We start from the raw sequence: 25,337 nt of genomic DNA, 5'->3' as shown, positions 1-25,337 counted from the left end.
AACAATAATTACAATTAAAGCCCGCCAATACTGTATTGACAGCGAGGAATCTGCGTGTAAAATTTTTAAGCTTAGATTTTATGCGCAAGTGGAGAGTATCCATGAAGATTCTCGCGAGTACCATTGTCTTTCTTGTTTCACTGCTGCCGACGCTGTCCATGGCAACCGATGCAGCAATCAACTCGACCACGCTGTTCAGGTTCGAAGAACGGAGTATCCCCGAATTTAACAAGCAGACTCTGGTGCCTGCCACCCAGTTTCTTGGGGCGGATCTGGACAGAATCGGCGACGAAAACCTCTCCTTTCATTTTTACGGCTGGGGGAGACTCGATCTGGCGGATAAGAGCACTGACGGCAGTAAAAGCGACGGCGACCTCACCTACGGCTACCTGCGTTACAACTTCCCAAAGGCAAACGGTGAAATAAAAGCCGGCCGGTTCTTCATCTATGAAGGCGGCATAGTCGAATCGATCAACGGCATCTCCGCCAGGGCCGACCTGCTCCCGACATACCAGGGACTGGCGCTATCTCTTTTCAGCGGCACACCGGTCACCCTCGATCGGGCCAACGACAACAAGGGTAACTATATCGTCGGCGGCCGGCTCAGTTATCGTTATGCGGGTCTCCTTGAGCTGGGCGGATCCATCGTCCACGAAGGGGGGATGGACCGGAACGGTCCGAACAGCGATCTCAAAGACTATCGGCAACTGGTTGGGGGGGACATCTGGCTGAGCCCCCACAAAATGGTGGAACTGAGCGGCCGGACCTTCTACAACACCGCCACCAGCGGCATATCCGAAAACAGTTACGTCCTTACCGTGAGACCCTCCACGCCGCTGATCATCAGCGCTCTATTCAACCAGTACAATCTCAAGGACTATTTTTCAGACACGAACCTCCGTTCCCTGTTCAATCCCGATGCGGGGGACAAATTCAAATCCTATGGCGGCAGCGTCACCTACACGATAGCCAAACCGGTTGAGGTCACTGCCGATTACAAGCGTTATCAGCGCGACAGCAAAGGGAATTCCAATCGCTTCGGTGCAGAGCTCAGACTCACGCTGGCGAACAACAAGCTCAGGTCCGGCTTCTCTTATCATCGCCTCGATGCGGCCAGCGGCATCAATTCCTTTCATGAAGTACGCGGTTACGCCCTTTACGATCAGGCCCGGTATTTCGGCAGCCTCGACGCCATCTCCCACATCTTCGACGACAGCATAGACGGCAGAAAAACTGCATTCGAGGCGATCGCATCCATAGGTTATCGGATAATGCCCAATCTGGCACTCTCCGGCGACCTGAGCTACGGCGAAAACCCGAGAATGACGGAAGACCTGAGGGGCGTGCTCAGACTGACCTACAATTACAACTATACCAACAAAGGAGCCGGCAAATGATCTGCAAAAAGCTCTTTATCCCTGCGGCGCTGATAACCTGCATCATGCTCATCACCGCATGCAGTCATCTCTTTTCCACGGAAACGAGCGTTTCCCCATCCCATCCTGAAGCACTGCCGGAAGGAAGACCGGTCTGCTCCGAATGCCATGAGGCCCAGCTCAAAGGAACGCTTAAACCTTACGCGGCATTCAATCACGATGATATTTTTATAAAAGATCATAAATTTTCTGCCGGAAGGGACGAAAAGATCTGTGGGGTCTGTCATGTCGCATCCTTCTGCAACGACTGTCACGCAAACCAGCTGGAAATCAAGCCGCCCGTTAAATACGGCAACCGTCCCGACCGGGAACTGGTCCATCGCGGCGATTTTCTGACCAGACACAAGATCGAAGGAAAGATAGACCCGACAGGCTGTTACCGCTGCCACGGCAGAGCAAACAACGAGCAGTGCATTACCTGTCACAAATAGTGAATGGTGAACGGGAGAGAATTAATGCGTGAACCAAGCGTACTCATAAAAATATTGGTAGCCGCCATAATCTCTGTTTCCCTGTGGGGATGCGGCAAGGCAAACGATAACGCCCCCGCTCTCGACGTCGTCGGTCAACACCCGACAGGCTGGGTGTCGAAACATGGGCCCTTGTACCTCGGAAATCCCGGGCAGTGCGGGGAGTGCCACGGCGCCGACCTTACCGGCGGCATAGCAAAGGTAAGCTGCTTTTCCGTCAATCTCGGTGCGCAAACCTGCCATCCCAACGGCCCCCATCCTGTCCCCTGGCCTGAGCACAACAAGGCGCCAAACCTGGGGAATGCCTGCACCCCCTGCCACGGAGCCACCTTGAGCGGCGGACCGAATGCACCGGCATGCTCAAAATGCCATTTATTGCTTACCCCGGGCTCTCTTCCCGTTCTCGGCACCTGCATAACCTGTCATAACAAGCCGCCGCAGGGGGCGGTATTCCCCAACATATCCGGCGCCCATCGCAAGCACAACGCCCTGCCAGGAGTTGCCGATGTTTGCAGCACCTGCCACAATGGCGGAGGAAGCGGCAGCTCCGGTCACGGCAAACAACTTACCGTGGCGTTCTTACCGGCCTATGGTGCAAAGACGGGGACGGCAACAATCAATCCCGACAATTCCTGCAGCAATGTCAGTTGCCACGGCGGAGTGAGAACCCCTGTCTGGCGCACCGGCAAAATCAATCCGGGAACCGACTGCATCCAGTGTCACACCGCCGGCACGGCTTTCCAGACACCCCAATACAACAGCTTTTTCTCAGGCGAGCACATCAAACATCTGACGGAAGTAGGTCTGGTGTGTACCGATTGTCATGATATGTCCGTAACAAGCAGCGGCGCGTCACATTTCAGCGGGCTCAATACCCCCTCAACATTTGAACTGAACCCGCAGCTGACCATCAGGGGTCCGGTCAATTACACCAAAAACGGCGCAACCGCAACCTGCTCTCCGGGTCAACTTCCATCAGGTTTCTCGATCGGCGTTTGCCATGGAACCAAAAACTGGTAGCAATGCATGACTGCATGCGTATTAGCGCAAACATAGATTCTCGAACCTTGTTTGCAATGGAATGTGTCTACCCCTACGGATCGACGTGCTACAAAGAAAAGCCAGGAGGCGTTGCATTATGACAGCTGTCTCAAGAAAACTCATAACTCTGGGCGTCATCTTGTCTGCGCTCACGTGTATCTTACCTGTCAAAATGGCATTCAGCGCAACAGCGCCGCTGGTTAAAGTCATAGATCCGCCGATAAAGACGGGAATCAGCGCTCCAATCAAAATCGCCACCGACCAGTTCGGCAATTTCTACCTGACCGACCCGAGAGGGGGCGGAATCCTTAAATACAACAGTTCCGGCAGTCTGATCGCCACCCTCCCGGTAAAAACACCCCAGGGAATTGCCGTGACCCAAGGAGGCGACCTGATTGTCGGCCAGGGGACTTTTGTCTCCGTACTGGACAATACAGGCAAGGAAAAGTTCAAGCTGGGTAAAGGCGCCGGGCAGTTCAAAATGGCCAACGGCATCGCTCTGGATGCCGCAGGCTTCATTTATGTGGTGGACAGCCTCGACAATTGCATTCAGGTATTCAATGCTGCCGGCACCACGGTAACCACCGGTAATGCCGCCACCGGCAAGCCTGCCAATAGTTTCGGCACCACGGGAAAACTTCCGGGACAGTTCTCCATACCGACCGGCATAACCTTTGAGAAGAGCTCCAAACAACTGGCAGTGGTGGATACCCTTAACGGCCGGGTTCAATTCTTCAATACTGCCGGCACTTTTCTGAAATCGATAGGCTCCTCCGGTTCCGGCCCGCTTAAGTTTACTTCGCCGCAGGCTGTAGCCTTCGAATACAGCAAGGATACCTCTCCCGTACTAATGAGGATGTACGTTGTGGATTCCTTCCAAAGCAATGTCCAGGTACTCGATCCAGCCGGTACAGGCACACAGCTTGGATTCATAGGCAACTATGGCACTGCGAACGGCAAGCTTGTCGTTCCGTCGGACGTCTTATTCGATTCCCTCGGCAACCGACTGCTGGTCGTCAATGGGTTCGGCAACCTGACAGTTTACGGCATCAACGGCGGAACCACTCCAATCGCCGACACAACACCACCGACGCTTTTCGTAGCCCCCCCGCCGACAATCACCAGCTCAAGCAGCGTAACCATCAGCGGAACGGTGGAAGCGGAGGCGGTCGTTACCATTACGACCAATACAGCCGCCACAGCCGCACCGGTCGTCCTGTCGACGCCTACAACCTGGAGCAGCACCATTTCCGGCCTGGTCAACGGAGCAAACGAAATCACGGTCACGGCCACAGACCGGGCTGCCAATACCAGTCAAAAGAAAGTCTCCGTCACCTTCAACCCCTTGGCGACAACGCTGGCCATAAACCCGGTGACAACACCGACCAACAGCCCTACCCAGACCATCACCGGCACCATGGATGCGGGGGCAACCATCGCGATAACCAGTAATACCGCGGCAACACCCGGTCCGGTTTCAAATCCGACGCCTACCACCTGGAGCAGTACCATTACCGGTCTGATTGCAGGAGATACCCTGATTACGGTAACCGCCTCCAAAGCGGGAAGCGACAGCGCCGTCGCGAGCGTAATTATAACCATGAACACCACACCTCCGTCCCTGACGGTTTCAACCATAAGCTCCAACAGCACGACCAGTTCATCGATACTCAATGTCACCGGCCTGACCGATCCTGCCGTCTCCACTGTCAAGGTTAACGGCCAGACGGCAAATACGGTGGATGGAGTGTTCAGCACCGCCCTGCTTCTCAGCGGAGGCTCAAACACCATAACCGTCATCGCTTCAGACCCGCTCGGCAATACGACAACCGACGCGAGAACCATCACCTACGATCCGGCAAGTCCGGCCGTGACCATAACCGCGCCGACGGACGGGGCCAACATCAATACTTCTACCGTGACGGTAAGCGGCACGGCACCTGCCAACAGCACGACAGTGGTAAAAGTTAACGGAATTGCACAAGCTTCTCTCAACAGCACTACCTGGTCCACAACGGTCAGCCTTAACCAGTTGGTCGGCATTTATACCATCGAGGCGGCAACCACCGACAACCTGACCGGCAAAACAGCCGGCGCAAAGAGCACCGTGTTCCTCAATGACCTGACAAAACCGCCACTGGCGGTGACCTCACCGCCACAGGACCGCATGACCAACGACCCGAACTTCCCTGTAACCGGCACTACCGTCGCTGAGAGCGTATCGGCCTCCATCGACGGTGTCAGTATCCCGGTCGACTTCCAGCCGCAGGGAAGCGACTTCGGCATAACTCCGAACTTATCAACCGAAGATAAGTACACCTTGGCTATTACCGCCGTGGATGCGCTCGGCAATTCCACTACGACCTTCCGCACCCTCTTTTACAAGATTACCCCGCCGAACCTGGTGGTCACAACTCAGACACCGACGCTCATAACCGGAAGCGGCGACACGGGATCGGTGTTGACGGTAAAAGACAAAAACGGCACCGTGGTCGCCACTGCCACCATCGACAATAGCGGCTCATGGAGCGTAACCCTGACCGGCAGCGAAGCAGCACCGCTTAACATCAGCGCAACCGATGCCGCAGGCAACAACACACGGAACGGCGACATCAACAGCAGCAGCGGTAAACCCGACCTCGTTGATGCGCTCAAGGCGATGCGCATAGCCATGGGATTTGACGTGGCAACCAGCGATGAACTGTTGCGCGGCGATGTCGCTCCGTTAATAAGCGGCGTGCCGACACCGGATGGGAAGATCGATACAGGTGATGTTCTGGTCATTCTGAGGAAGGTTGTGGGTTTAACCAACTTCTAATCATTGCGCTTAGTCTTAATAAAACAAAGAGGGTACCATGCGAATCATTTTATTTTTTTTCACTCTTTTATCAGCCTCCTTCCTTCTGTTATCCGCTTGTGGCAGCGGAACCCCCGAGCCGACGACCAGGCACGCGGTACTAAAATTAAGCACCCAGGGAACCTTGGCAACAGGAAAGATCGGTGCAATCGACAACATAACCATAACTCTGCCCTCAGGGGTAACGGTTCCGACCGACGCGACGGGCAAAGTTCTTTCCGGGGTTATCTCTCCTTCCGGACAAACCGCCACCGGTACTGTTGTTCCAATCATTGATTCCATATTCACACCGGCAACAACCGGAAGCCAGGCCACCTTGACTATAAAAATGGTCGTAGCAGCAGGTTTCGATCCTGGAGAATTTGCCACCGTTACCTGCAACATAACCGGAAGCGTTCCATCGGCAACGGATTTCAGCATTAATCAGGCAACGTTTAAGACCAAAGATCTCAACGGCGCAGATATAACAGGATTAACAGCATCCTTTACCATGTCGATTATTTAAGATGAGCAACCGACTCATCGAGTGCCGGGCAACACAATGATTTTTTTGCTTTTTCAGGAGCGCAACATGAACAGATTGCATATTAAAAGCCTTGTGATCGGCATCCTCTGCTTGTTCCCGTCCCTGGCAACAGCGGTAACAGTCGATTCGCCCCATGACACGGCCAACGGCTATAGCTGCGCAAGCTGCCATACCTTACATCTGGACCTGGGGAGCACCGGCTATAACAACGTCTGCCTCAACTGCCACCGTCCGGGGGTGCCGAAGGCCGGAAACAAACCCTTTACCCCGGCAGATTTCGCCAATCCGTTCAACACTTACACGGCAACCCGCACAGGCACGCTCTACCAGACATCCCACAACTGGAACGGACCGGACGAGGTCGATGAGGCGGGCGCGCAGCCCCCTCAATTCGCCGCCATGACCTCGACCGGCACGGGAAACAAGCTGCGTGCCAGGACCGGCGGCAGCCTGGCCTGCGTCCGCTGTCACAACCAGCATGACAACACCAACAAGCCTTTCCTGCGCATGGCGAACGACCGGGACCAGATGTGCCTCGACTGCCACAGGAGCCGAAACCAGCAAAGCCATACGACCGGCACCCACCCGGTAAACTTCAACTATACGGGCGCAACCTCCAAGGTCAAAACAAACCCGGCACAATTCAACAACCCGCCGGTGAATGCCAACACGACAAACCCGACCTCCGACCTGAATGCAAGACTGACCCGCACAGGCGGCTCCCTCGTTTGCAGCACCTGCCACGGTGTCCATTACAGCGACTCCAGCAGCGCCACCTTTGACAACAATTCCGGCTTCAACGCACTCAAACCGTCGGACGGCAGCCTGCTCAGAACCGATCTGCACGGCGCAAATGCCGACGATCTCAACATTTGCACCAACTGCCATGCCGGCAAGGTGGCCCATAACGGCAGAAACCAGAACATCCAGTGTGCCGACTGCCACGGCGGCCACGTGGATTTCGACCCCAATGCCGTAACAGCACAGCAAAGAATCCCGAACGTCTGGCTGGTCAGGCGTTACATGAACGTCTCGACTGTCCTGCGCTCCGCAAAAAACAAGCCGGTCTACTTCCAGTCGACTACGGTCAAGAACTACAAGGATGCTTCCGGCAACGGCGTCTGCCAATCATGCCACGACGTTCCGGTCGGCTCAGGTTATCCTGACGAACACGCTAGGCTCGACACGACGACCTGCAACGCTTGCCACTTCCACGGCAATACCAAAGGCTCTTTCACAGCCATCGGCGCATGCAACACCTGCCATGGTTATCCGCCCCACGGCAATAGTGCAGGCGGTCCGAATGGGTATGCGGTATTCAACGGCACTCCGTCACCCTTCACCAATGAATCCTCCAGCGCCCACATCACCCATTCCGGCGGGATCGTTTACAGCAAGCAGTGTGTTGACTGCCACCAGGGTAATACCCACCAGGCCGGCACCTTCCAGGATGTATTTATCGACACTACAGGCAGGATCGCTTCCTCCTTCGGCGCCACTCCCACCTTCAACGGAACGCCAGCCACTGCGCCGACCTGTTCAAACGTCTATTGTCACAGCGATGGCGCGCCGCGCAATGCGTCTCTTGTGCCGGTGCTGACGACAAAGACGATCCCCGGCTGGGCGAACGGCAGGGGGGCAATAGTCGGCCAGCCGGATGAATGCCGGCAGTGTCACGGCGATGCTACGACGCTTGCCACCAATTCCCACGGCAAGCATCTCGCCGATTCCATCGGCTGCACTGTCTGTCACAACGGGACGGTCAGCAGCAACAACGCCATCAAGGATTTCAACACCCATGCCAATGGCGTCAAGGATGTACGGTTCGGAGGTACGCTCACTACAGGCGGCACATGGACCGTATCTGCTGCCACCTGCTCCGGCATCTACTGCCACAGCAATGTGCAGGGAGCAAACGGCAATGGTGCGCCAACAGCTTTTGCATCTCCGGTCTGGGGGAGCGTGACCATTACCTGCGGCAGTTGCCATGTGGACATGTCCTCAAGCGCTTCGGCAACCGGCAGTCATATCAAGCATGCCCAGGCTACCGGCATTGCCTGCTCAATCTGTCACAACGGCGCAGGGGCCGGCACAGCGCTCCATGCAAACGGCGTCATTGAAAACTCATTCAGCGGCCCGTCAGCAACAGGAACAATCTATTCCCAGGCGAATCTCCCGGCCGGAAACGGATACGGCTCCTGCTCCAACAGCTACTGCCACAGCAATGTGCAGGGGACAAACGGCATCGGAGCCCCGACACAAAACGGTACGCCGACCTGGGGCGGTCTCTTCCCGTGCGGCAGCTGTCATGTGAAAATGGACACCGACGTTTCCGCCCCCGGCAGCCATGTGGCGCACGCCAACACTACCGGCAGCGGCAATGGCAGATTGCCCTGCTCCACATGCCATAGCGGTGCCGGTTCAGGTACGACCAATCACGCCAACCAGGTCATCAACCTGGCATTCACCGGGTCAGCCGTCAACACCGTCTATTCCCTGGGTAACAACGTCGCCCCCGGCTCAGGTTACGGTTCATGCTCGGCGACCTACTGCCACGGTTCCGCCGCTCCGACCTGGGGCGGTGCACATCTTGTCTGCAATTCCTGCCACGGCGCCAGCAATAACGGCGATCTCTCTGCAGGAGCCACCGGTCATGCCATTCACTACAACTCTGCTGCCGTGTTCAGCAGCATAACCGGCAGCAACGCCCACACATCATCAGCCTACGCCTACGGCTGCAAGAACTGCCATCCGACCAACAGCCACGCCAACGGCCCGGCAACGGCAAACCGCGCGGCAGAGGTGGGAGGGCTCAAAATAACTGCATACACCGAAGCCGGCACACCGGCCACTGACCCTAAAGGCATGAAATACACGACGGCAGGCACCTGCACCACAGTCTGCCACACAGACGGCAACGGCGGCGCCCCCAAAGTGGCCGTCAACTGGGGAACTGCGCAGGTCGGCGGCTCCAACTGCGGAGTCTGCCACAACAAACAGGGAGATGCTTCACCTACTTGGTCAGCGCCCCACACCAAGCATGTCAACACCTACACCTTCACCTGCCGGAACTGCCATTTTGGAACCGCTTCCGACAATGCGACCATCAACGGCGCTTCAGGGAAAAATCAGCATCCGAACGGGGTTAAGGATGTGGCGTTTTCCTATAATGCTATCCTTCGCACCACCTGGTCCAGCACCGGCACCCAGTGCATCAACACTTACTGCCACAGCGACGGCGCCGTCTTCGCCACCCCGACCCATGGGACTCTTTCGTGGACTACCCCTCCGTCGATAAACTGCGGCAGCTGTCATGGCGGTGGTACCGCTTCAGGTTCACCAACCGCCGTTTCAAAAGCAAACAGCCACGCTAAACATACCGGCAACAACATAAATTCCTGCTACCAGTGCCACAACTCAGTAGTAAACAATGCAGGCGCCATCATAAACCCGACACTGCATGTCAATCAGGCATACAACATTCAGCAGAGCGGCGGTTCAGTGACTTTCACCCTGGCACGTCAGGGAACCGACACCACAGCGACTCAATGCAGCACCGTCAGTTGCCATGGTGGCGGCGGCTCTCCAACTACAGTAACGTGGGGCACAACTCTGAACTGCCAGGATTGTCATGGGGATACGGCGGATTTCGATGTATTCACCATCCCCTTCACAAACGTTACCTCTACCCCTTTCAACACCTCAAGTCCTGTAGCGAAGATAAACATGACCGAATGGACTACCACCGGTCACGGCAAGACCAGCGGGACTTATGCCTCCGGCAATGGAGCGGCCGCCCTTGTCGTTGTCAATGCCTGTGAATACTGCCATGACCCGGCCATTAGCCACAACGCCGCGGCAAATCCTTTCCGGCTCCGGGGGAATACTGGTGGGACCGGTTGGGGGTTAAACGATGCCTGCATGAACTGTCATAAAACAGACGCTGTGGGGGTTACAGTTACAATCGGTGGCGCATTGAAGACCTCCGGCAAAAAAGTCGGTGCCGTACATAACGGTACGAGCCACAGCTTCGGTTTTAAATCCGGTGGCCTCTTCTGTTGGGACTGCCATGATGGCCATGGTGACACCAACGCCTACATGATCCACAAAAAGGTAGTGAAGAACTCCAGTGTCTTCGACCCATCAACAGGCTACTTACCGACAGCCGGCGTGCCTACCGAATTTGCAGCTCCAAAAGACCCGGTATTTACCTTATCTTCAAACCCGCCAATCGGCGGAGACTACGTCAAGGCCGACTTTACAGGAATTTGCCAAGTCTGCCATGGCAGCGGAGTCTCTCATTATAACATCAACAGTTATGATACCACTCACAACATAAACACACGCTGTACCATCTGCCATACCCATGATGGTGATGCCCCCACTACCAACAACAAAGCTTTCAGCTTTACGCGCCATTCCTATCCGGCATACTACGGGCATAAAACAGATTCAGGCGCATCGCCATTCCCAAGCTGCGTGACAACCGGTTGCCACAGCAATACCAAAACAACAGGCTACCCTGTTACTTCCGGCAATCCACCCGACTGCCAGGGATGCCATACAAAAGCCGCTCCCGGCATCGGCTGCGGATCGTGCCATGGCGGCGCTGATGGCAGACCGACAGGAACTGTATTTCCCGATATACAAAATGGTCATTCCAGAAGTGATCACCAGGTAACATGCGCAACATGCCATGGCACGGCGGGAAGTCCGCAAGATGCGCATGGACCCGGAAACAGAGTTACCCATACCGATGCAGATGTAATAATCAATTTTAGTGGGGATGGTGCCGGAATGAATTTCACCCGGCTTGGCAACGGTTCCGGAAGCTGTACGGGAACTTGTCATAGCAAAAACCACAGTTCCGATTCTTGGTAATAATTCCGGCTAAAACATCAAAAAACCCCCTGCAGCTTCAGCTGCAGGGGGTTTTTAATTTATCCGGGACGATGTTTTACCTTGAAAGGAATTCCCGCCCGAACGGCGACATCTCCCGCAACCGCTGAACGATCGGCGGAAGCTCGCGGATGACGGCATCGATATCAGCATCAGTGGTGAAGCGCGACAGGGAGAAGCGGATTGAGCCGTGGGCGCAGGTGAACGGCACTCCCATGGCGCGAAGCACGTGGGACGGCTCCAGCGAACCGGATGTGCAGGCACTGCCGGACGAGGCGCAGATACCCTTCTCGCTCAGAAGCAGCAGGATAGCCTCCCCTTCCACGAACTCGAAGGCGATGGACGTGGTGTTGGGAAGCCTCTCCGCAGCACCGCCGTTGATGCGGGCATTGGGGATGCGGTTCATCAGCTCTTTTTCAAGACGGTCGCGCATGGCCTTGACACGGGTGTTTTCATCATCCATGAAATCACCGGCCACCTCGCATGCCTTCCCAAGGGCAATTATGGATGCGGTGTTCTCCGTCCCGGCCCTGCGACCCTTTTCCTGGTGTCCGCCAACCATGAGAGGCCGAAAGGGCACGCCCTTCCTTACATAAAGGATACCGATCCCCTTGGGGGCATGGAGCTTGTGCCCGGACAGGGAAAGCATGTCTATAGCAGAGTTTGCCATGTTGAGGGGAATCTTGCCCACGGCCTGCACTGCATCGGTGTGAAACAGCGCCCCCTTTGACTTGGCAATGGCAGCCACCTCCTCGACAGGAAAGACGACGCCGGTTTCGTTATTGGCGTACATGACCGAGACGATGGCAGTGTTGTCATCGATCGCAGCTTTGAGCTCATTCAGATCCAGCCGTCCCTCGCCGTCCACATTAAGCTCCGTCACCCGGTAGCCCCGCTTGGTAAGGTTCCGGCAGAGAGTCAGCACTGCCGGATGTTCCACCCTGGTGGTTATGATATGACGCTTTTCCGGAAAAACTTCCAGAGCGGAACGAATGGCAGCGTTGTCGCTCTCGGTGCCACAGGCGGTAAAGATGATTTCCTCCGGCGAGGCGCCCAAAAGGGCTGCGACCCGGTTTCTTGCCTCATCAACCTTTTTCTGCACCTGGCCACCGAAAAAATGCATGGAACTGGGATTGCCATACAGCTCACAGAAATAGGGGCGCATCTCCTCGAAGACTGCCTCATCGACCTTGGTGGTGGCATTGTTGTCCAGGTAGATTTCCTTCATCCCTGCACCTCCTCAACGGTGATGTCGTCGGAGACCAGATCACGCAGCTTCTGCTCGACGAATTTTGCCGTGAAACCTGAAGAGGCGCACCCGGCGCAAGCCTTGCGGAAAGCTATCTGTACCTTGCCGCCATCGATGTCGATCAGTTCCAGATCTCCACCGTCTGCCCACAGCTGCGGCCGCACTTCATTCTCCAGGGTTTCCTGGATAAGCTGCATCTTGCGCAAATTGGTAAGCTTTTCGGGTTTTTTCTGCTCTTCCCTCTTCTGCTCACCCATGACCTCGGCAATCAGTTCCTTTATCCTGGGAATGCAGCCGCCACAGGCGCCCCCCGCCTTGGTGAAATGGGTGACTTGTTCAGCGGTGTGCAGTTTGTTGGAAGCGATGACTTTCTTGAGAAAGACGTCGGTCAAGCCAAAGCATTTACAGACGATCTCCCCTTCCATCTCCCCGTGATCATGCTCGTGATCGTGCTTCGGCACCGCCACGCCTCTGTATTTGGCGATGGCCACCTCCAGTGCTTCCTGCCCCATGACGGAGCAATGCATCTTTTCTTCCGGGAGGCCGCCAAGGAAGTCGGCAATCTCCTTGTTGGTGATCTGCAATGCCTCATCGAGGGTCTTTCCCTTCACCATCTCGGTCAAGGCCGAAGAAGAGGCGATGGCGCTCCCGCAGCCAAAGGTCTGAAACCTGGCGTCAACTATCCGCTCTTTCTTTTCATCGAGCTTGATGAAAAGTTTCAGGGCGTCGCCACAGGCCAGGCTCCCGACTTCACCGACAGCATCCGCATCGTCTATTGCACCAACATTCCTTGGATTCAAGAAATGTTCTTTAACCTTGTCAGTATAATCCCACATACATCCTCCTCGTATTTTATTGGCAGCTCATTATAACGCAAAGGCGCAAAGAACGCAAAGAAAGCATGCTCGAAAATGCTTGCGCCCACCGTCATACGGGCTGTCTTTGCGGCTTCGCGCCGTTGCATTGCCATCAGTTTACATTATGCAAATTTGGAGCAGGAGCCTGTCGGACTTAGGGAATCGTAGCGAGAGGATGGAAAATCGAGGACAGATTTCCGGAAATTTGAGAGCGAATAGTGGACCTATTCGTCGAAAATTTACGGAGATATGGACCGATTTGCCATCCTCGCAGTAGATTCATTCCTAAGTCCGACAGGCTCCTAACTGAGAATCAACTCGCGACCAGCGGCCAGCAGCTCCTTGAGACGCACTTCTGACGGAGCCTCTGCATAGAGGCGTACAACCGGCTCGGTCCCGGACTTACGGAAAAGAAGCCAGCTGCCGTCCTCAAGAATGAATTTAGTGCCGTCAATGGTTACCTTTTCCATGATTTTTACCCCTGCAATAGTGGCAGGAGCTACTTTCAACTTGTCGGCAAAAGCGGCTTCGATTTCTGGTGGAAGGGTGATGTTTTCCCGTTTGGTGACAAAGCGCCCCACCTGTTCATAGAGCCTTTCCAAAAGTTTCCTGACCGGCAGCCCCTCGTGAGCAACCATTTCCGCTACCAGAAGGCATGCAAGAATGCCGTCCTTTTCCGGCACATGCCCTTTTATGGTAAGTCCGGCGCTCTCCTCGCCGCCAATGATAATCTTATCCTGACTGATCAGTTCACCTATATATTTGAAACCAACAGGTGTCTCAAAGACCTCGATGCCGTGTTTTTTTGCAACTGCATCGACAAGGTGGGAAGTAGCCACACTGCGTGCCACACCACCCGTCATCCCCTTCACCCTTACCAGGTAGTCAAGGAGCAGGGCTATTATGTAATTGGGCTCAATAAAGGTACCGTCATCATCGATAATACCGAAACGATCCGCATCGCCGTCCGTGGCTATCCCCAGCTTGATGGCGGGATCACCCTTCACCATGTTTATGAAATCTTGAATATACTTCTCTGATGGTTCGGGTGGGAACCCGCCAAAGTACGGGTCGCGATGAGCGTTCAACTGTACCACCTTCACGCCGTGTGCCATTAACGGCTCTGCCAGATAACCGCGACCGGTTCCGTAGAGCGGATTGACAGCTATCGTTCCGAGTTTGGCGATGGCGGCAAAATCCACCTTCCCGGCAAGGTCTTCAAGATAGGTCTTCATCGGATCGATCTCACTCAACATTTCGGCCCGGACGGCATCGTCCAGGTGGCACTCCTTATAGCAGACCTCTCCCATCATTTCATTGGCCCGCCGTTCAATGTCATGGGTTGTCTCCGGAAGAGCAGGCCCCCCCCATGAAGGGGAAAACTTGATGCCGTTATATTCGGGTGGATTATGACTTGCCGTGAAATTTATAGCCCCGGCGGTCTTGCGCCGCAATATCTCGAAAGCAATAACCGGGGTCGGGGTATCCCTGTTGCAGAGAAACGTTTTTATCCCGGCACCGGTAAGAACCCGCGCCGCCTCCCTGGCAAAACGCTCCCCCATAAAACGCGAGTCGTAACCGACGATCAAGCCCTTTTCCTTTTCTCCAGCGGCAATCACATGATCGGCAATAGCCTGGGTTACTATCTTGACATTCTCGAAGATAAAATCTTCACATAAAATTCCGCGCCAGCCTGATGTGCCGAAAACAATACGCTGCATAAAGCCTCTCCTTTAGTAGAATTAACGCCATTTCATTACAATATTTACCAGCCCGATCAAACATCGGGACAGTTCGACCGCTATCCGAGCCACAGCTCTCAACAAAGGTTAATATATAGGGTTCACGGAGTCAAGGAGAACAGACATTTAGACGGGATTTTCCTGTTGACATTTTTCTTTCAAAATTGTTAGAGTAAATAGAATTCGTTGCTTACGAAGCAAAAAGAAACAGGAGGATTTACCATGCAGTGTCAAACAGTGCTTCCCGGTACCGAGTGTACCTTTTGGGGAAAACAGGGTTGCGTCTTTACAGAAGGCTCATGCCAGGTAGTCGTTGAGAATTGCGAAGGATGCGAGAGAGTAGTGAATGGTTCCATCGGCAAGGTATGCAGCGCCTATCCTGCCCCGGAAAAGAAATGGACGGCTGGTTTATGCAATTTCGCCACCCATGTGAAGGTGGAACTCAAGAGCGAAGAGACTAAAGTCAACCCGCTCAAAGCCTCCAAGAAAGCCTCTGGCGGCGGGAAAAAGAAATAACGGTTTGTTTTCACACTGCATCTGGAAGGGAGGATTCGTCCTCCCTTTTTTTATGTAAATTTTGTGCTCCAGCAAGGAGGGCTCTCGTTGCCATTCGAATACCTCAGCTGCCCGCGATGCGGCGAAAAAGTCAAATCGTACCGTAACCCGTTCCCGACTGTAGATATAATTATTGAGCTTGCAGATGGGATTGTGCTGATTGAAAGAAAGAACGAACCTTTCGGCTGGGCTTTACCGGGCGGTTTTGTGGACTACGGTGAAACACTCGAAGACGCGGCCAGAAGAGAAGCCCTTGAAGAGACTTCACTTCGGGTCCATAACCTTCGCCTATTGGGTTGCTATTCTGATCCCGACCGTGATCCCCGGGCTCATACCATTTCTACAGTTTATGTGGCTCGTGGTGAAGGCTCCCCAAAGGCTGCGGATGATGCCGCAACGCTGGCAATATTCACGCTGGCTGCCCTGCCCGCAACGCTCTGCTTCGACCACGGCAGGATACTCGAAGATTACCGGCGATTGAAAAGCACCGACGCAATCTAACGTACCACCTGCACAAGCATGTTCCGGCGTCTATTCCTGAGACATCTGCATATCTATTCCCCGGATCTTCCCGGTGCAGTACACCTCCCCTGTGCAGTACACCCCGTTAAAGCTTCCATCCCAAAGCGTTTGTCAGGAAAATATCAATATCTCCGGCTCGCGGGATAGTATCCCCAACTCGGCGGCGTAACGAAAAAAACGTTGTAATCCGGCGCAGTGTTCCGGGGTCAGATCGTAGGAGATAGTCCGCCAGTAGTCGACAAGGGCTTCCGTGCCCATCCACTCGCGTTCACTGCAATCGGATGCAATTGACTCGTAGGAATCGTATGCTAGTTGTTTGGCCGCCTTAAGTTTACCGCTCAGGGCTTTAATCTCGGCATGCTTTTCCGCAGCAGCGTCCCGCCTTACAATCCAAAGGGCAAAAACAAACGGGAGCCCGGTAAAATCGTGCCACAACTCACCAAGGTCATAAACATAAAGTCCATGATGCGTCATTGCGGTTTTCAACGCCGCGTCGCCGATGAGAAGTAAAGCGCTGAAGCTTTTGAGCGCCTCTGCCAAAGGCAGCGACGTGCGCTGAAAATGATTGGTATGGCCATGTTTCTTTGCCAGAATAATCTTAAGAAGATTTACCGAGGTGTCGGACTCGGTGGTGAGCCCGACAGTCTTATTGTCAAGGTCTTCAATGGGGACACGGGAAAACAGGAAAACGCTTTTAACAGCGCCGATGGAGCTTATGGAGATATCCGGCAGAAGACAGTATTTCTCTGATGCCTTACCGTATTCTATGGAAGATGACGGACAGAGGTCTATCTCTCCAGTGGCAAGCATGGCATTGAGAGTGGAAGGAACCCCGCTGACGAAGCAGTAGTCCGTACAATCGAAATTACTTTTTAATGCGGTAAAGATAGGTGTGCAGTTGGCATAATCTATCTGTCCTATTCTAAGTCTCACCGGTTCCTCTCAAGTCTCAGGATGCATAACAAAAAAGGCGAGATTATATCTCGCCTTGCAAATGATGTTAAATGCATTTCTACTTATCTGCTTTCTGCAACATAATCCTCGTAAAGTTCTGCTGACATCAACAGATTAAGCTCTTCATGATCGGCAATGTCAACCACAACCAACCAACCACTGTCATAGGGATCATCGTTTACAATTTCCGGTGCATCCCGCAACTCACCATTGACTTCCGCAACCGATCCGCTCAACGGCGCATAAAGATCTGCTACGGTCTTTCTCGCCTCCACTGAACCGAACGAGTCATCCTGTTCCAATTCATCGCCCACAGAAGGGAGCTCAATCACCGTTATGGTTCCAAGCTCTTGCTGGGCGTAATCGGTAATCCCAATTACGCCCCGGTTCCCTTCCACTCTTACCCAGATATGCTCTTTGCTGTACTTTAATTCCTCAGGAAAATCCATAACTACTCCAAAACCATTTTCTCAAGGAAACCGGTGTCGATATTCCCTTCGATAAAGTCTTTGTTTGCCATGATTCTCTTGTGAAACGGAATGGTTGTCTTAATACCTTCGATAATATATTCATCCAGAGCCCTTGCCATCCGCTTTATGGCATCATCCCTGGTTTCCGCATGTACTATCAGTTTAGCGATCAGCGAATCATAGTGAGGCAGTACCGAGTACTGATCATAGACAAAGGAATCCACACGCACACCGAGACCGCCGGGGGTGTGGTAAGAGATTATCTTTCCCGGGCATGGCGTGAACTTGGCAGGATCTTCAGCATTTATCCTGCACTCTATGGAATGTCCGTTAATCTTGATATCGCTCTGCTTGTAACGTAGTTTAAGACCAGCGGCTGAACGGATCTGTTCCCGGACGATATCCACGCCGGTAACCATTTCGGTAACCGGGTGTTCTACCTGAACGCGGGTGTTCATTTCCATGAAATAGAAGTCATTGTTCTTATCAACCAGGAATTCCATGGTGCCGACACTGTTATAACCCACTGCTTTTGCAGCACGGACTGCGGCATCTCCCATGGCCTTACGCAACTCGGGAGTACTGACGGTTGAGGGGGCCTCTTCTATGATCTTCTGGTGACGACGCTGAATCGAGCAATCACGTTCCCCCAGATGAATAACGTTGCCGTGCTTATCAGCGAGAATCTGGATCTCGACATGACGCGGCTCTTCGCAGTATTTTTCAATATACACTTCCGGGTTGCCGAAGCCGGCCTGCGCTTCCGCCCTGGCAGTGGCAAATGCATTGGGAAGGGTTGCCGGAGAATGGACGATTTTCATCCCTCTGCCGCCGCCGCCGGCTGTAGCCTTGATTATCACCGGGAAGCCGATTTTTTTGGCGATCTTGACAGCCTCATTGACATCGTTCACCCCCTCCTTGGTGCCCGGGAGAATGGGAACCCCTTCCTTGATGACGGCCTGACGGGCGCTGATCTTGTCACCCATAAGCCGCATGCTCTCAGAGGAAGGGCCGATAAAGGTTATGCCGCAGTTTTCGCAAATTTCAGCAAAGGCGGCGTTTTCTGACAGAAATCCGTATCCGGGATGAATGGCTTCCGCATCGGTCAACTCGGCAGCACTGATGATGGCGTTGATATTCAGGTAACTCTGCAGGCTGGGTGCAGGTCCGATGCAAACACTTTCATCGGCAAGTTTCACGTGCAGGGACTCACTGTCAGCGGTGGAATAAACCGCAACGGTTTTTATCCCCAACTCCTTACAGGCCCTGATTACACGGAGGGCAATTTCGCCCCTGTTGGCTATGAGCACTTTATGGAACATCTATTGGGTCTCCAGAAACTGTTAACTGTTAAAATCGACCATCTACGATAAACCAGCAACTGATTTACAGGGGTTCTACGACAAACAGGGCCTCACCGAACTCGACCGGATGGGCGTTCTCTTTGCTTATCTTTAAGATCTTGCAACGATATTCCGCTTCGATCTCGTTCATAAGTTTCATGGCTTCGACGATGCACAATACCTGGCCCTTTTCAACGACCTGCCCGACTTCCACATACGGAGCAGCATCGGGAGCGGGTGCGCGGTAGAAAGTACCGACAATGGGAGAGGTAACAGTCTGACCCTTTTCTGCTGCAGAAGGCGCCGGTACGGATTCAGCAGCAGCTGGAACCGAGGCTACCTGCTGAGGCGCAGCATACTGGATTGGAGCCACATGCTGCGGCGCCTGATAATGTATCACTTCAGGGGTCACCCCCCGCTTGATTCTGATCTTTTCATCGGCATTTTCCAGATCAAACTCGGTAATGTCTGTTTCAGTCACCATCTTTATCAATGATTTTAAATCTTTTATATCCATTTACCTTCTCCTTTTATGCTTTTATCTTCCTGTAACAATCAATGCTCTGTTACAGAATTAAACTAAGTAATAATCTGTAATTCCTTGGGAACCTTTGTCAGAATCCTGTACCCATCGGCCGTCACAACCACGGTATCCTCGATTCTGATCCCACCCCAGCCGGGAATGTAAATGCCGGGTTCAATGGTAAAAACCATCCCCTCTTCAACCAGCCCTTCGCTGCGGAATGAAACAACCGGCTGTTCGTGAACTTCAAGGCCGACACCATGACCCAGGCCATGCCCAAAATTACTGCCGAAGCCTTTTTCCGCAATGTAGTCCCTGGCCAGGGTATCCAGCTCTTTAAAATTTATTCCCGGCCGGACTGCTGCCAGAGCACGGTCATGGGCATCCTTGACAATCGAGTAAATTTCCCGCTGACGTTCGTCCGGTTTCCCGACAGCGACCGTGACCGTTTCATCGGAAAAATAACCGTTATAAACAGCGCCAAAATCTACTGTCACGAGTTCGCCGCTGTTAATGACCTTATCGCTTGCCTTGCCATGGGGAAGCGCCCCTCTTTTACCGGAGGCGACTATGAAATCAAAAGCCTTCTCTTCCGCACCGGCGCTTTTCATGGCGAATTCAAGCGCCAGGGCTACGTCCCGTTCCAAAGCGCCCGGCCTGATCCTGTCCAATATACCCAAAAGAGCGGTTGAGGCAATTTCTGCACTTGAGGCTAGCAGTTGGACTTCTTCTGCATCCTTCACTGAACGCAGGTGATCCAGCTCCGCGCCAATAGGAGTGAAATGCACAGCCGGTAACGTCGCTGAAAGCTCATTATAGAGTGCAACCGTCATATGTCCGGCTTCAAAACCAGCCCGTTGTGCCGAAATACCCTTGAGAAGGGACGACACACCCTCCAGTTGGCTACGATACTCTATAATGTTGAAGCCGCTGACCTCATCGGAAGCCTGCGTAGTATAGCGGGAATCAGTGAGAAACCATCCCTCGTCCCGTCCCAATACAAGTGTGCCGGAACTACCGGTGAAACCGGTCAGGTATCGGATATCGCAGAGGTTGACAAAGATAAGAACATCAACGTCAAACCTTTGCAGAAAGCCCTGGGCCGATAAGATTCTGTCTTTTAGCATAATCAAACCCGTAATACAATCTATTTTTTATTATGGTTAAAAAGCGCGCGAAGCCCCAACAGATAACTGTCAGCGCCGAATCCACTGATCTGTCCGAGGGCTATGGGGGCCACAAAGCTTTTGGTTCTGAACTCCTCGCGACTGTGGATATTGGAGAGATGGACCTCTACTGTCGGCAGGGCAGTTGCGGCTATGGCGTCACGGATTGCGACGCTGGTGTGGGTATAAGCAGCAGGATTTATAAGAATACCGTCAAAAGAACCGACAGCAGATTGAATCTTATCAACAAGAGCCCCTTCAGAATTCGACTGATAGATTGTCAATTCAACTCCCAGTTCACAAGCCAGTTCCTTCAGAGTTGAATCAATATCATCGAGAGTCATCTTCCCGTAGACTTCAGGCTCTCTTGTCCCAAGCATGTTCAGGTTTGGTCCGTGCAACACGAGAATTTTCATATCATTACTCCGGCAGATGATTGATAAAGTCAGTTAATGGTGGATGGTGGATGGCGGAAGGTTAAATACCATCAACCATAGACCAGTCACTTTCTAACGATTGTCACTGGAGTGCTTCGCCCAATTTCGGACCCTCACGCCGCAGGAGAAAACGACCCTTGCCAAAGTTTCCCTCACTCCCCATAACGAGGACAACAAAAAAATCGTCATTAATTACCCTGGCAATGGCAATGGAGAATTCGGTATTTATGGCCACTTCCTCCAGAACGCCGGTTTTCAGTACCTCAACAGTCCTCTTGATCTCCTTCAGCACGGCAGCATATTCAGCCGTGAGAAGCTGTACATCCAGTGCGCCGTCTTCCTTTACATACTCATCAATGGGTATGCCGTCGTACCCCATGATAACCGCGCCCAGCCCTCCACCAACATTCTCAACGATATACTGCAAGGTCTCCCTGAATGACATTACCGCCTCCTCTTGATATTCTCCAACCAATTTTCCAATGTGGCAACAACAGACGTGTCAGTACCTGTCGGCGCAAGTTCGTGCTCTGTAGCCGCAAACGCATAAATATCCGCCACTGTCTCGGAAGCTTCACTCAATGGCAAAACCGTCGCCGGCTGCATGTACTCATCGACTTCCGCCTCATTAGCCAACATTTCCCGGAGTTCGCACAAGCGTTTTCCATACTCATGATTGTCCGGCTCAGTTGCCAGCAGTTCACCATATATTTCCAAAGCAGCTGTCAACATCCCCTGGGATACATAGAGTTCCGCCAATGTGGCTGTTCTCAGCGGATCTTTACGTTCACCATCATCCAATCCACTGCCGATGGTTATTCCCCCACCCTTAGTCGCATCGTCCGGATATTCGCCCTCAAACGCGTCTATTTCTTCGGTAAGGTCTTCTATTATCTCGGCATATTCCAGATCAAAATTATCTTCCGACAAAGTTTCGTTATACAGATCCCCGGCATCGGTTTCGATAGATGCTGCATCATCGCTGGGAAATTCGCAAGCCGGCTCCGCCGCAGGCCTGTCTTCCCGTTCCAGTGACTTCAAAAGGACCTGGCTTTCAAGATCATCAGGATACAAAGAAAGAATGGTCCTGAGTGATTTTATAGCTGAAGCCGTATCCCCGGCCTCGGTATATATTTGACTGAGTAATTTTTGTGCCAGGTGGTTATCGGGTGTCCCGCTGATCACCCTCTCAAGGGCAGCCTTACTCTCATCCTTCAGACCTTTTTCATAAAAAGCCCTACCCAAGGCCATAAATCCACCGACGTAGTCGGGATGAACTTCACACCCTTTTACAGCCACATTAATTGCGTCGTCCAAAAGCCCCAGCTTGCGGTAAAGCTCAGCAAGCGGCGCAAAACAATAAGAGCGCGGGTCCTTGGCAAGCATGTCTTCATACTTCTTAATATCAGCCCAGAAGGAGGTAGATTCTTGTGCCATAGTCACTCTCCAATTCCGCAGATTCTCAGCAATTGAGAAACATCAGCCACAGTGGCAATAGTAAAACTCCCCAGATTTTTGTTAAAAACAAAGTTCAAACCACCATCCCGCACTTTTTTGTCATGACAAATGGCCTCGATGTATTCGGAAGGGCTGAAAGGTGGCAAATCCTGCGGCAGCTTCAGCTTACTCAACAAAGAAAGCACCCTCTCGGTGTCGTCACTGCTGGAAAAACCCATGGACTCAGAAATCTTCGCCGCTTGCGCCATGCCGATGGCCACAGCCTCGCCATGCAGATACTGCCTGTAACCGGTCAGGGTCTCGACGGCATGGCCGATCGTATGGCCATAGTTGAGGACCGCTCGCAGGCCCCCTTCTCTCTCATCCTGCTCAACAACCGAAGCCTTCAGTGCGCAGGAGCGCTTTACCGCAGCCAGCAGGCATTCCTTGTCCCGGGAAAGCAATTTTTCAACATTGTCATACATGAACCGGAAGAATTCGGCATCCAGTACAACCCCATATTTGGCCATTTCTGCCAGGCCACTGAGATATTCCCGCTCTGCCAGGGTATCCAGAACCGCCACATCAATCATGACCAGTCTGGGCTGGTAAAACGCGCCGATAAGGTTCTTTCCTTTTTCATGGTTGATCCCGGTTTTTCCGCCCACACTGCTGTCCACCTGCGCCAGCAACGTTGTCGGTACCTGGACAAAGGGAATGCCGCGCAGATAGGTAGCCGCCGCATATCCGGCCATGTCGCCGATTACGCCGCCGCCAAGCGCCACAATAAAAGAGCCGCGATCCAGTCCGAAATCGATGAGCCAGTCGTAGATGTCTTTCAGCGTATCGCTGTTTTTGTATTCCTCACCGTCAGGGACCTCTATCTTATGCACGGAAAAACCTGCAGAAACGAGAGATTCCCTGACCGGCTCAAAATACCATGCGCCGACTGTTGGATTTGTCACCACAGCCACGCGTTGCCCCAGTTTTTGATCAGCACAGAGTGAACCAAGCATGGAAAGCTCATTCACATTGAAAAAAATCGGGTAGCTTCGTTCATCGAGTCCTACGGTTATGGTTTCCAAATCAGGATTCCCTTTTTAGCCAGACTAAAATTTGCAGCACAATATCTTCCACACCCTTACCGGTTGTGTCGATTCTGATGTCGGCATCACGATAGAAAGGTTCACGTTCAGCCAGCATGGAAACAATCTTTTCCAGGGAATTGTCATCCTGCAAGAGTGGCCGCTCGTTATCAGCAGCAAGACGTTCGCGTATTGCGTGCACAGTTGCGGTAAGATTTACGACAACACCATTTTCCCTCATCAGTCGACGGTTTTCAGGGTCAATGACCACGCCGCCGCCGGTAGAAACGACCGCACCCTTCTCAGAAATAAGCCGCCTGACTAAATCTGCTTCCAACGCACGGAAATACGGCTCCCCATGCGCGGCGAATATTTCCTTGATGGACATCCCAGCCTCAGCAACGATAAGCGCGTCAAGATCGATGAATTGACAGCCGAGCCTTTCGGCAAGGATTTTACCGACACTGCTCTTACCGGTCCCCATAAAGCCGGTCAGGAAAACATTCTTCATGCTAAAAAGCTCTCAAATAGTCGAGGTAACTCTGATAGTTGCGCTTGATCTCCGTAATGGAATCGCCGCCGAACTTTACCATAAAGGCATCGGCCAGTTCAATGGCTACCACAGCCTCGGCAACAACAGATGCAGCAGGGACGGCGCAGACATCCGATCTCTCAACGGTAGCCTCATATGGCTCCTTGGAGACGATATCCACGGAACGGAGCGGCTTGTACAGGGTCGGAATCGGCTTCATGGCCGCCCTGACGACTATCTCCTCACCATTACTGATCCCCCCCTCGATGCCGCCGGCATTGTTCGACTTCCGATAAAAGCCGCTTTGCTCTCCATGGGCAATGCGAGCAGAGTCGTAGAAGATTTCATCATGGACCTTGGAGCCAGTACTTGCCGCAGCCTGAAAACCTATGCCGATCTCCACCCCCTTGAAGGCCTGGATACTCAGAACAGCCATTGCCAGACGTGCATCCAGCTTCCTATCCCACTGCACATGACTTCCCAACCCAGGAGGAACACCGACTGCATTCACCTCGATTACACCACCGACAGTATCGCCTTCATCGCGAACGGTATCAATCAGCCTTTTCATCTCCTCCTCAACAGACTTGTCATAAGTGAAGAGTTCCGATTTTGCCGCCATATCTTTGAGTGCTGCAAGGGGGAGTGAGGGGCGAATTGCCTTGATCCCCCCCAATTCGGCAACAAAACCGCATACCTCGATCTCAAACTGGCTAAGGAGGGCCTTGGCGACAGCACCGACGGCGACACGGACTGCGGTTTCACGGGCGCTGGAACGCTCCAGGATGTTTCTCACATCATGGTGGTTATATTTCATCGCCCCCGGCAGATCGGCATGACCGGGACGGGATCGGGTTACGCGAATCTTATCGTCATGAAACCGCTCATGGGGCGACATCTTCTCATGCCAGTTTTCCCAGTCACGGTTCCTGACACAAAGGGTAATGGGGGAGCCGATAGTCTTGCCCCAGCGGACCCCCGAAAGGATCTCCACCTGGTCCTTCTCGATGAGCATTCTGCCGCCGCGGCCGTAACCGCACTGACGACGTGCAAGGTCGATGTTGATCTGTTCTTCGGACAAAGATAGTCCGGCAGGTATCCCTTCGATAATGGCCGTCAATTGTGGTCCGTGGGATTCTCCGGCGGTTAGGTAACGAAACATCTTCACTCCTATATTGTGATGAAAACCTGAAATAAGATGGCAAACAAATTACAAACCAACATAACCCGGAACGA

22 protein-coding genes are annotated in these 25,337 nt (G+C 53.2%); 8 read left to right on the top strand and 14 right to left on the bottom strand.

The window, feature by feature from the left end; genetic code table 11:
- Nucleotides 1-101 precede the first annotated feature (101 nt).
- The 6 genes from GURA_RS09325 (at nt 102) to GURA_RS22775 (ending at nt 11,211) form a co-directional block, all read left to right on the top strand.
- On the top strand, nt 102-1,397 hold the full coding sequence (locus tag GURA_RS09325) for a hypothetical protein (protein WP_011938734.1): 1,296 nt from the start codon (nt 102-104) through the stop codon (nt 1,395-1,397).
- Nucleotides 1,394-1,867 (top strand): hypothetical protein, encoded by a 474-nt coding sequence (locus GURA_RS09320; RefSeq protein ID WP_011938733.1) that lies wholly within the window; start codon nt 1,394-1,396, stop codon nt 1,865-1,867. Before GURA_RS09325 ends, GURA_RS09320 begins: the two co-directional genes overlap by 4 nt.
- Nucleotides 1,868-1,891: 24 nt before the next feature.
- A complete protein-coding gene (locus tag GURA_RS09315; RefSeq protein WP_011938732.1) occupies nt 1,892-2,926 on the top strand; it encodes a cytochrome c family protein in 1,035 nt (344 codons plus the stop codon).
- A 118-nt stretch (nt 2,927-3,044) separates the two neighbouring features.
- On the top strand, nt 3,045-5,765 hold the full coding sequence (locus GURA_RS09310) for an Ig-like domain-containing protein (RefSeq protein WP_011938731.1): 2,721 nt from the start codon (nt 3,045-3,047) through the stop codon (nt 5,763-5,765).
- Nucleotides 5,766-5,802: 37 nt separating this feature from the next.
- Nucleotides 5,803-6,309, top strand: a complete 507-nt coding sequence (locus tag GURA_RS09305) for a hypothetical protein (RefSeq protein ID WP_011938730.1) — start codon at nt 5,803-5,805, stop codon at nt 6,307-6,309.
- 66 nt (nt 6,310-6,375) lie between these two features.
- Nucleotides 6,376-11,211, top strand: a complete 4,836-nt coding sequence (locus GURA_RS22775) for a CxxxxCH/CxxCH domain c-type cytochrome (RefSeq protein ID WP_011938729.1) — start codon at nt 6,376-6,378, stop codon at nt 11,209-11,211.
- A 76-nt stretch (nt 11,212-11,287) separates the two neighbouring features.
- Here GURA_RS22775 and nifS read toward each other — a convergent pair whose 3' ends face one another.
- The 3 genes from nifS to GURA_RS09285 all read right to left on the bottom strand — a co-directional run bounded on the left by nifS (nt 11,288) and on the right by GURA_RS09285 (nt 15,056).
- Nucleotides 11,288-12,457, bottom strand: a complete 1,170-nt coding sequence (gene nifS / locus GURA_RS09295; protein WP_011938728.1) for a cysteine desulfurase NifS — start codon at nt 12,455-12,457, stop codon at nt 11,288-11,290.
- Nucleotides 12,454-13,314: a Fe-S cluster assembly protein NifU gene (gene nifU, locus GURA_RS09290; RefSeq protein ID WP_011938727.1), complete on the bottom strand. Its 861-nt coding sequence runs from the start codon at nt 13,312-13,314 to the stop codon at nt 12,454-12,456. The genes nifS and nifU overlap by 4 nt, the downstream gene beginning before the upstream one ends.
- A gap of 323 nt (nt 13,315-13,637) precedes the next feature.
- Nucleotides 13,638-15,056, bottom strand: coding sequence for a phosphoglucomutase/phosphomannomutase family protein (locus tag GURA_RS09285; protein ID WP_011938726.1), 1,419 nt, complete (start codon nt 15,054-15,056; stop codon nt 13,638-13,640).
- Between the two features lie 243 nt (nt 15,057-15,299).
- On the opposite strand from GURA_RS09285, the gene GURA_RS09280 reads away from it, so the two are divergent.
- A complete protein-coding gene (locus GURA_RS09280; RefSeq protein WP_011938725.1) occupies nt 15,300-15,593 on the top strand; it encodes a PxxKW family cysteine-rich protein in 294 nt (97 codons plus the stop codon).
- A gap of 87 nt (nt 15,594-15,680) precedes the next feature.
- A complete protein-coding gene (locus tag GURA_RS09275) occupies nt 15,681-16,133 on the top strand; it encodes an NUDIX domain-containing protein (RefSeq protein WP_011938724.1) in 453 nt (150 codons plus the stop codon).
- A gap of 132 nt (nt 16,134-16,265) precedes the next feature.
- Here GURA_RS09275 and GURA_RS09270 read toward each other — a convergent pair whose 3' ends face one another.
- From GURA_RS09270 to aroC, 11 genes are all read right to left on the bottom strand, one after another.
- Nucleotides 16,266-17,087, bottom strand: coding sequence for a menaquinone biosynthesis protein (locus tag GURA_RS09270; protein ID WP_011938723.1), 822 nt, complete (start codon nt 17,085-17,087; stop codon nt 16,266-16,268).
- A gap of 83 nt (nt 17,088-17,170) precedes the next feature.
- Entirely contained in the window at nt 17,171-17,557 is a 387-nt protein-coding gene (gene gcvH / locus GURA_RS09265; protein ID WP_011938722.1) for a glycine cleavage system protein GcvH, read from the bottom strand.
- A 2-nt stretch (nt 17,558-17,559) separates the two neighbouring features.
- Nucleotides 17,560-18,900: an acetyl-CoA carboxylase biotin carboxylase subunit gene (gene accC / locus GURA_RS09260; RefSeq protein WP_011938721.1), complete on the bottom strand. Its 1,341-nt coding sequence runs from the start codon at nt 18,898-18,900 to the stop codon at nt 17,560-17,562.
- A 64-nt stretch (nt 18,901-18,964) separates the two neighbouring features.
- On the bottom strand, nt 18,965-19,438 hold the full coding sequence (gene accB, locus GURA_RS09255) for an acetyl-CoA carboxylase biotin carboxyl carrier protein (RefSeq protein WP_011938720.1): 474 nt from the start codon (nt 19,436-19,438) through the stop codon (nt 18,965-18,967).
- 62 nt (nt 19,439-19,500) lie between these two features.
- Nucleotides 19,501-20,571, bottom strand: a complete 1,071-nt coding sequence (locus tag GURA_RS09250; RefSeq protein ID WP_011938719.1) for a M24 family metallopeptidase — start codon at nt 20,569-20,571, stop codon at nt 19,501-19,503.
- Between the two features lie 20 nt (nt 20,572-20,591).
- A complete protein-coding gene (aroQ, locus tag GURA_RS09245) occupies nt 20,592-21,026 on the bottom strand; it encodes a type II 3-dehydroquinate dehydratase (RefSeq protein ID WP_011938718.1) in 435 nt (144 codons plus the stop codon).
- Nucleotides 21,027-21,129: 103 nt separating this feature from the next.
- Nucleotides 21,130-21,492 (bottom strand): roadblock/LC7 domain-containing protein, encoded by a 363-nt coding sequence (locus GURA_RS09240; protein WP_011938717.1) that lies wholly within the window; start codon nt 21,490-21,492, stop codon nt 21,130-21,132.
- Nucleotides 21,492-22,484, bottom strand: coding sequence for a tetratricopeptide repeat protein (locus GURA_RS09235; RefSeq protein ID WP_011938716.1), 993 nt, complete (start codon nt 22,482-22,484; stop codon nt 21,492-21,494). The genes GURA_RS09240 and GURA_RS09235 overlap by 1 nt, the downstream gene beginning before the upstream one ends.
- A 2-nt stretch (nt 22,485-22,486) precedes the next feature.
- Nucleotides 22,487-23,569 carry a 3-dehydroquinate synthase gene (aroB, locus tag GURA_RS09230; protein WP_011938715.1) on the bottom strand — a complete coding sequence of 361 codons (1,083 nt, stop codon included), beginning with the start codon at nt 23,567-23,569 and terminating at the stop codon, nt 22,487-22,489.
- Nucleotide 23,570: 1 nt separating this feature from the next.
- Entirely contained in the window at nt 23,571-24,080 is a 510-nt protein-coding gene (locus tag GURA_RS09225) for a shikimate kinase (RefSeq protein ID WP_011938714.1), read from the bottom strand.
- A 1-nt stretch (nt 24,081) separates the two neighbouring features.
- Complete coding sequence (gene aroC, locus GURA_RS09220) at nt 24,082-25,263, bottom strand: chorismate synthase (RefSeq protein WP_011938713.1); 1,182 nt, start codon at nt 25,261-25,263, stop codon at nt 24,082-24,084.
- Between the last annotated feature and the right edge of the window lie 74 nt (nt 25,264-25,337).

The organism is Geotalea uraniireducens Rf4 (genome assembly GCF_000016745.1).
Classification (GTDB): Bacteria; Desulfobacterota; Desulfuromonadia; order Geobacterales; family Geobacteraceae; genus Geotalea; species Geotalea uraniireducens.
This window is presented reverse-complemented; position numbering and strand designations above follow the sequence as displayed.

Coding starts and splice junctions, on each gene's coding strand:
- nifS (WP_011938728.1), bottom strand. CDS start 12,457: ATGAAGGAAATCTACCTGGACAACAATGCCACCACCAAGGTCGATGAG.
- GURA_RS09280 (WP_011938725.1), top strand. CDS start 15,300: ATGCAGTGTCAAACAGTGCTTCCCGGTACCGAGTGTACCTTTTGGGGA.
- gcvH (WP_011938722.1), bottom strand. CDS start 17,557: ATGGATTTTCCTGAGGAATTAAAGTACAGCAAAGAGCATATCTGGGTA.
- aroQ (WP_011938718.1), bottom strand. CDS start 21,026: ATGAAAATTCTCGTGTTGCACGGACCAAACCTGAACATGCTTGGGACA.
- GURA_RS09325 (WP_011938734.1), top strand. CDS start 102: ATGAAGATTCTCGCGAGTACCATTGTCTTTCTTGTTTCACTGCTGCCG.
- GURA_RS09305 (WP_011938730.1), top strand. CDS start 5,803: ATGCGAATCATTTTATTTTTTTTCACTCTTTTATCAGCCTCCTTCCTT.
- GURA_RS09250 (WP_011938719.1), bottom strand. CDS start 20,571: ATGCTAAAAGACAGAATCTTATCGGCCCAGGGCTTTCTGCAAAGGTTT.
- GURA_RS09235 (WP_011938716.1), bottom strand. CDS start 22,484: ATGGCACAAGAATCTACCTCCTTCTGGGCTGATATTAAGAAGTATGAA.
- GURA_RS09320 (WP_011938733.1), top strand. CDS start 1,394: ATGATCTGCAAAAAGCTCTTTATCCCTGCGGCGCTGATAACCTGCATC.
- accB (WP_011938720.1), bottom strand. CDS start 19,438: ATGGATATAAAAGATTTAAAATCATTGATAAAGATGGTGACTGAAACA.
- aroC (WP_011938713.1), bottom strand. CDS start 25,263: ATGTTTCGTTACCTAACCGCCGGAGAATCCCACGGACCACAATTGACG.
- GURA_RS22775 (WP_011938729.1), top strand. CDS start 6,376: ATGAACAGATTGCATATTAAAAGCCTTGTGATCGGCATCCTCTGCTTG.
- GURA_RS09240 (WP_011938717.1), bottom strand. CDS start 21,492: ATGTCATTCAGGGAGACCTTGCAGTATATCGTTGAGAATGTTGGTGGA.
- nifU (WP_011938727.1), bottom strand. CDS start 13,314: ATGTGGGATTATACTGACAAGGTTAAAGAACATTTCTTGAATCCAAGG.
- GURA_RS09310 (WP_011938731.1), top strand. CDS start 3,045: ATGACAGCTGTCTCAAGAAAACTCATAACTCTGGGCGTCATCTTGTCT.
- GURA_RS09285 (WP_011938726.1), bottom strand. CDS start 15,056: ATGCAGCGTATTGTTTTCGGCACATCAGGCTGGCGCGGAATTTTATGT.
- GURA_RS09315 (WP_011938732.1), top strand. CDS start 1,892: ATGCGTGAACCAAGCGTACTCATAAAAATATTGGTAGCCGCCATAATC.
- accC (WP_011938721.1), bottom strand. CDS start 18,900: ATGTTCCATAAAGTGCTCATAGCCAACAGGGGCGAAATTGCCCTCCGT.
- GURA_RS09225 (WP_011938714.1), bottom strand. CDS start 24,080: ATGAAGAATGTTTTCCTGACCGGCTTTATGGGGACCGGTAAGAGCAGT.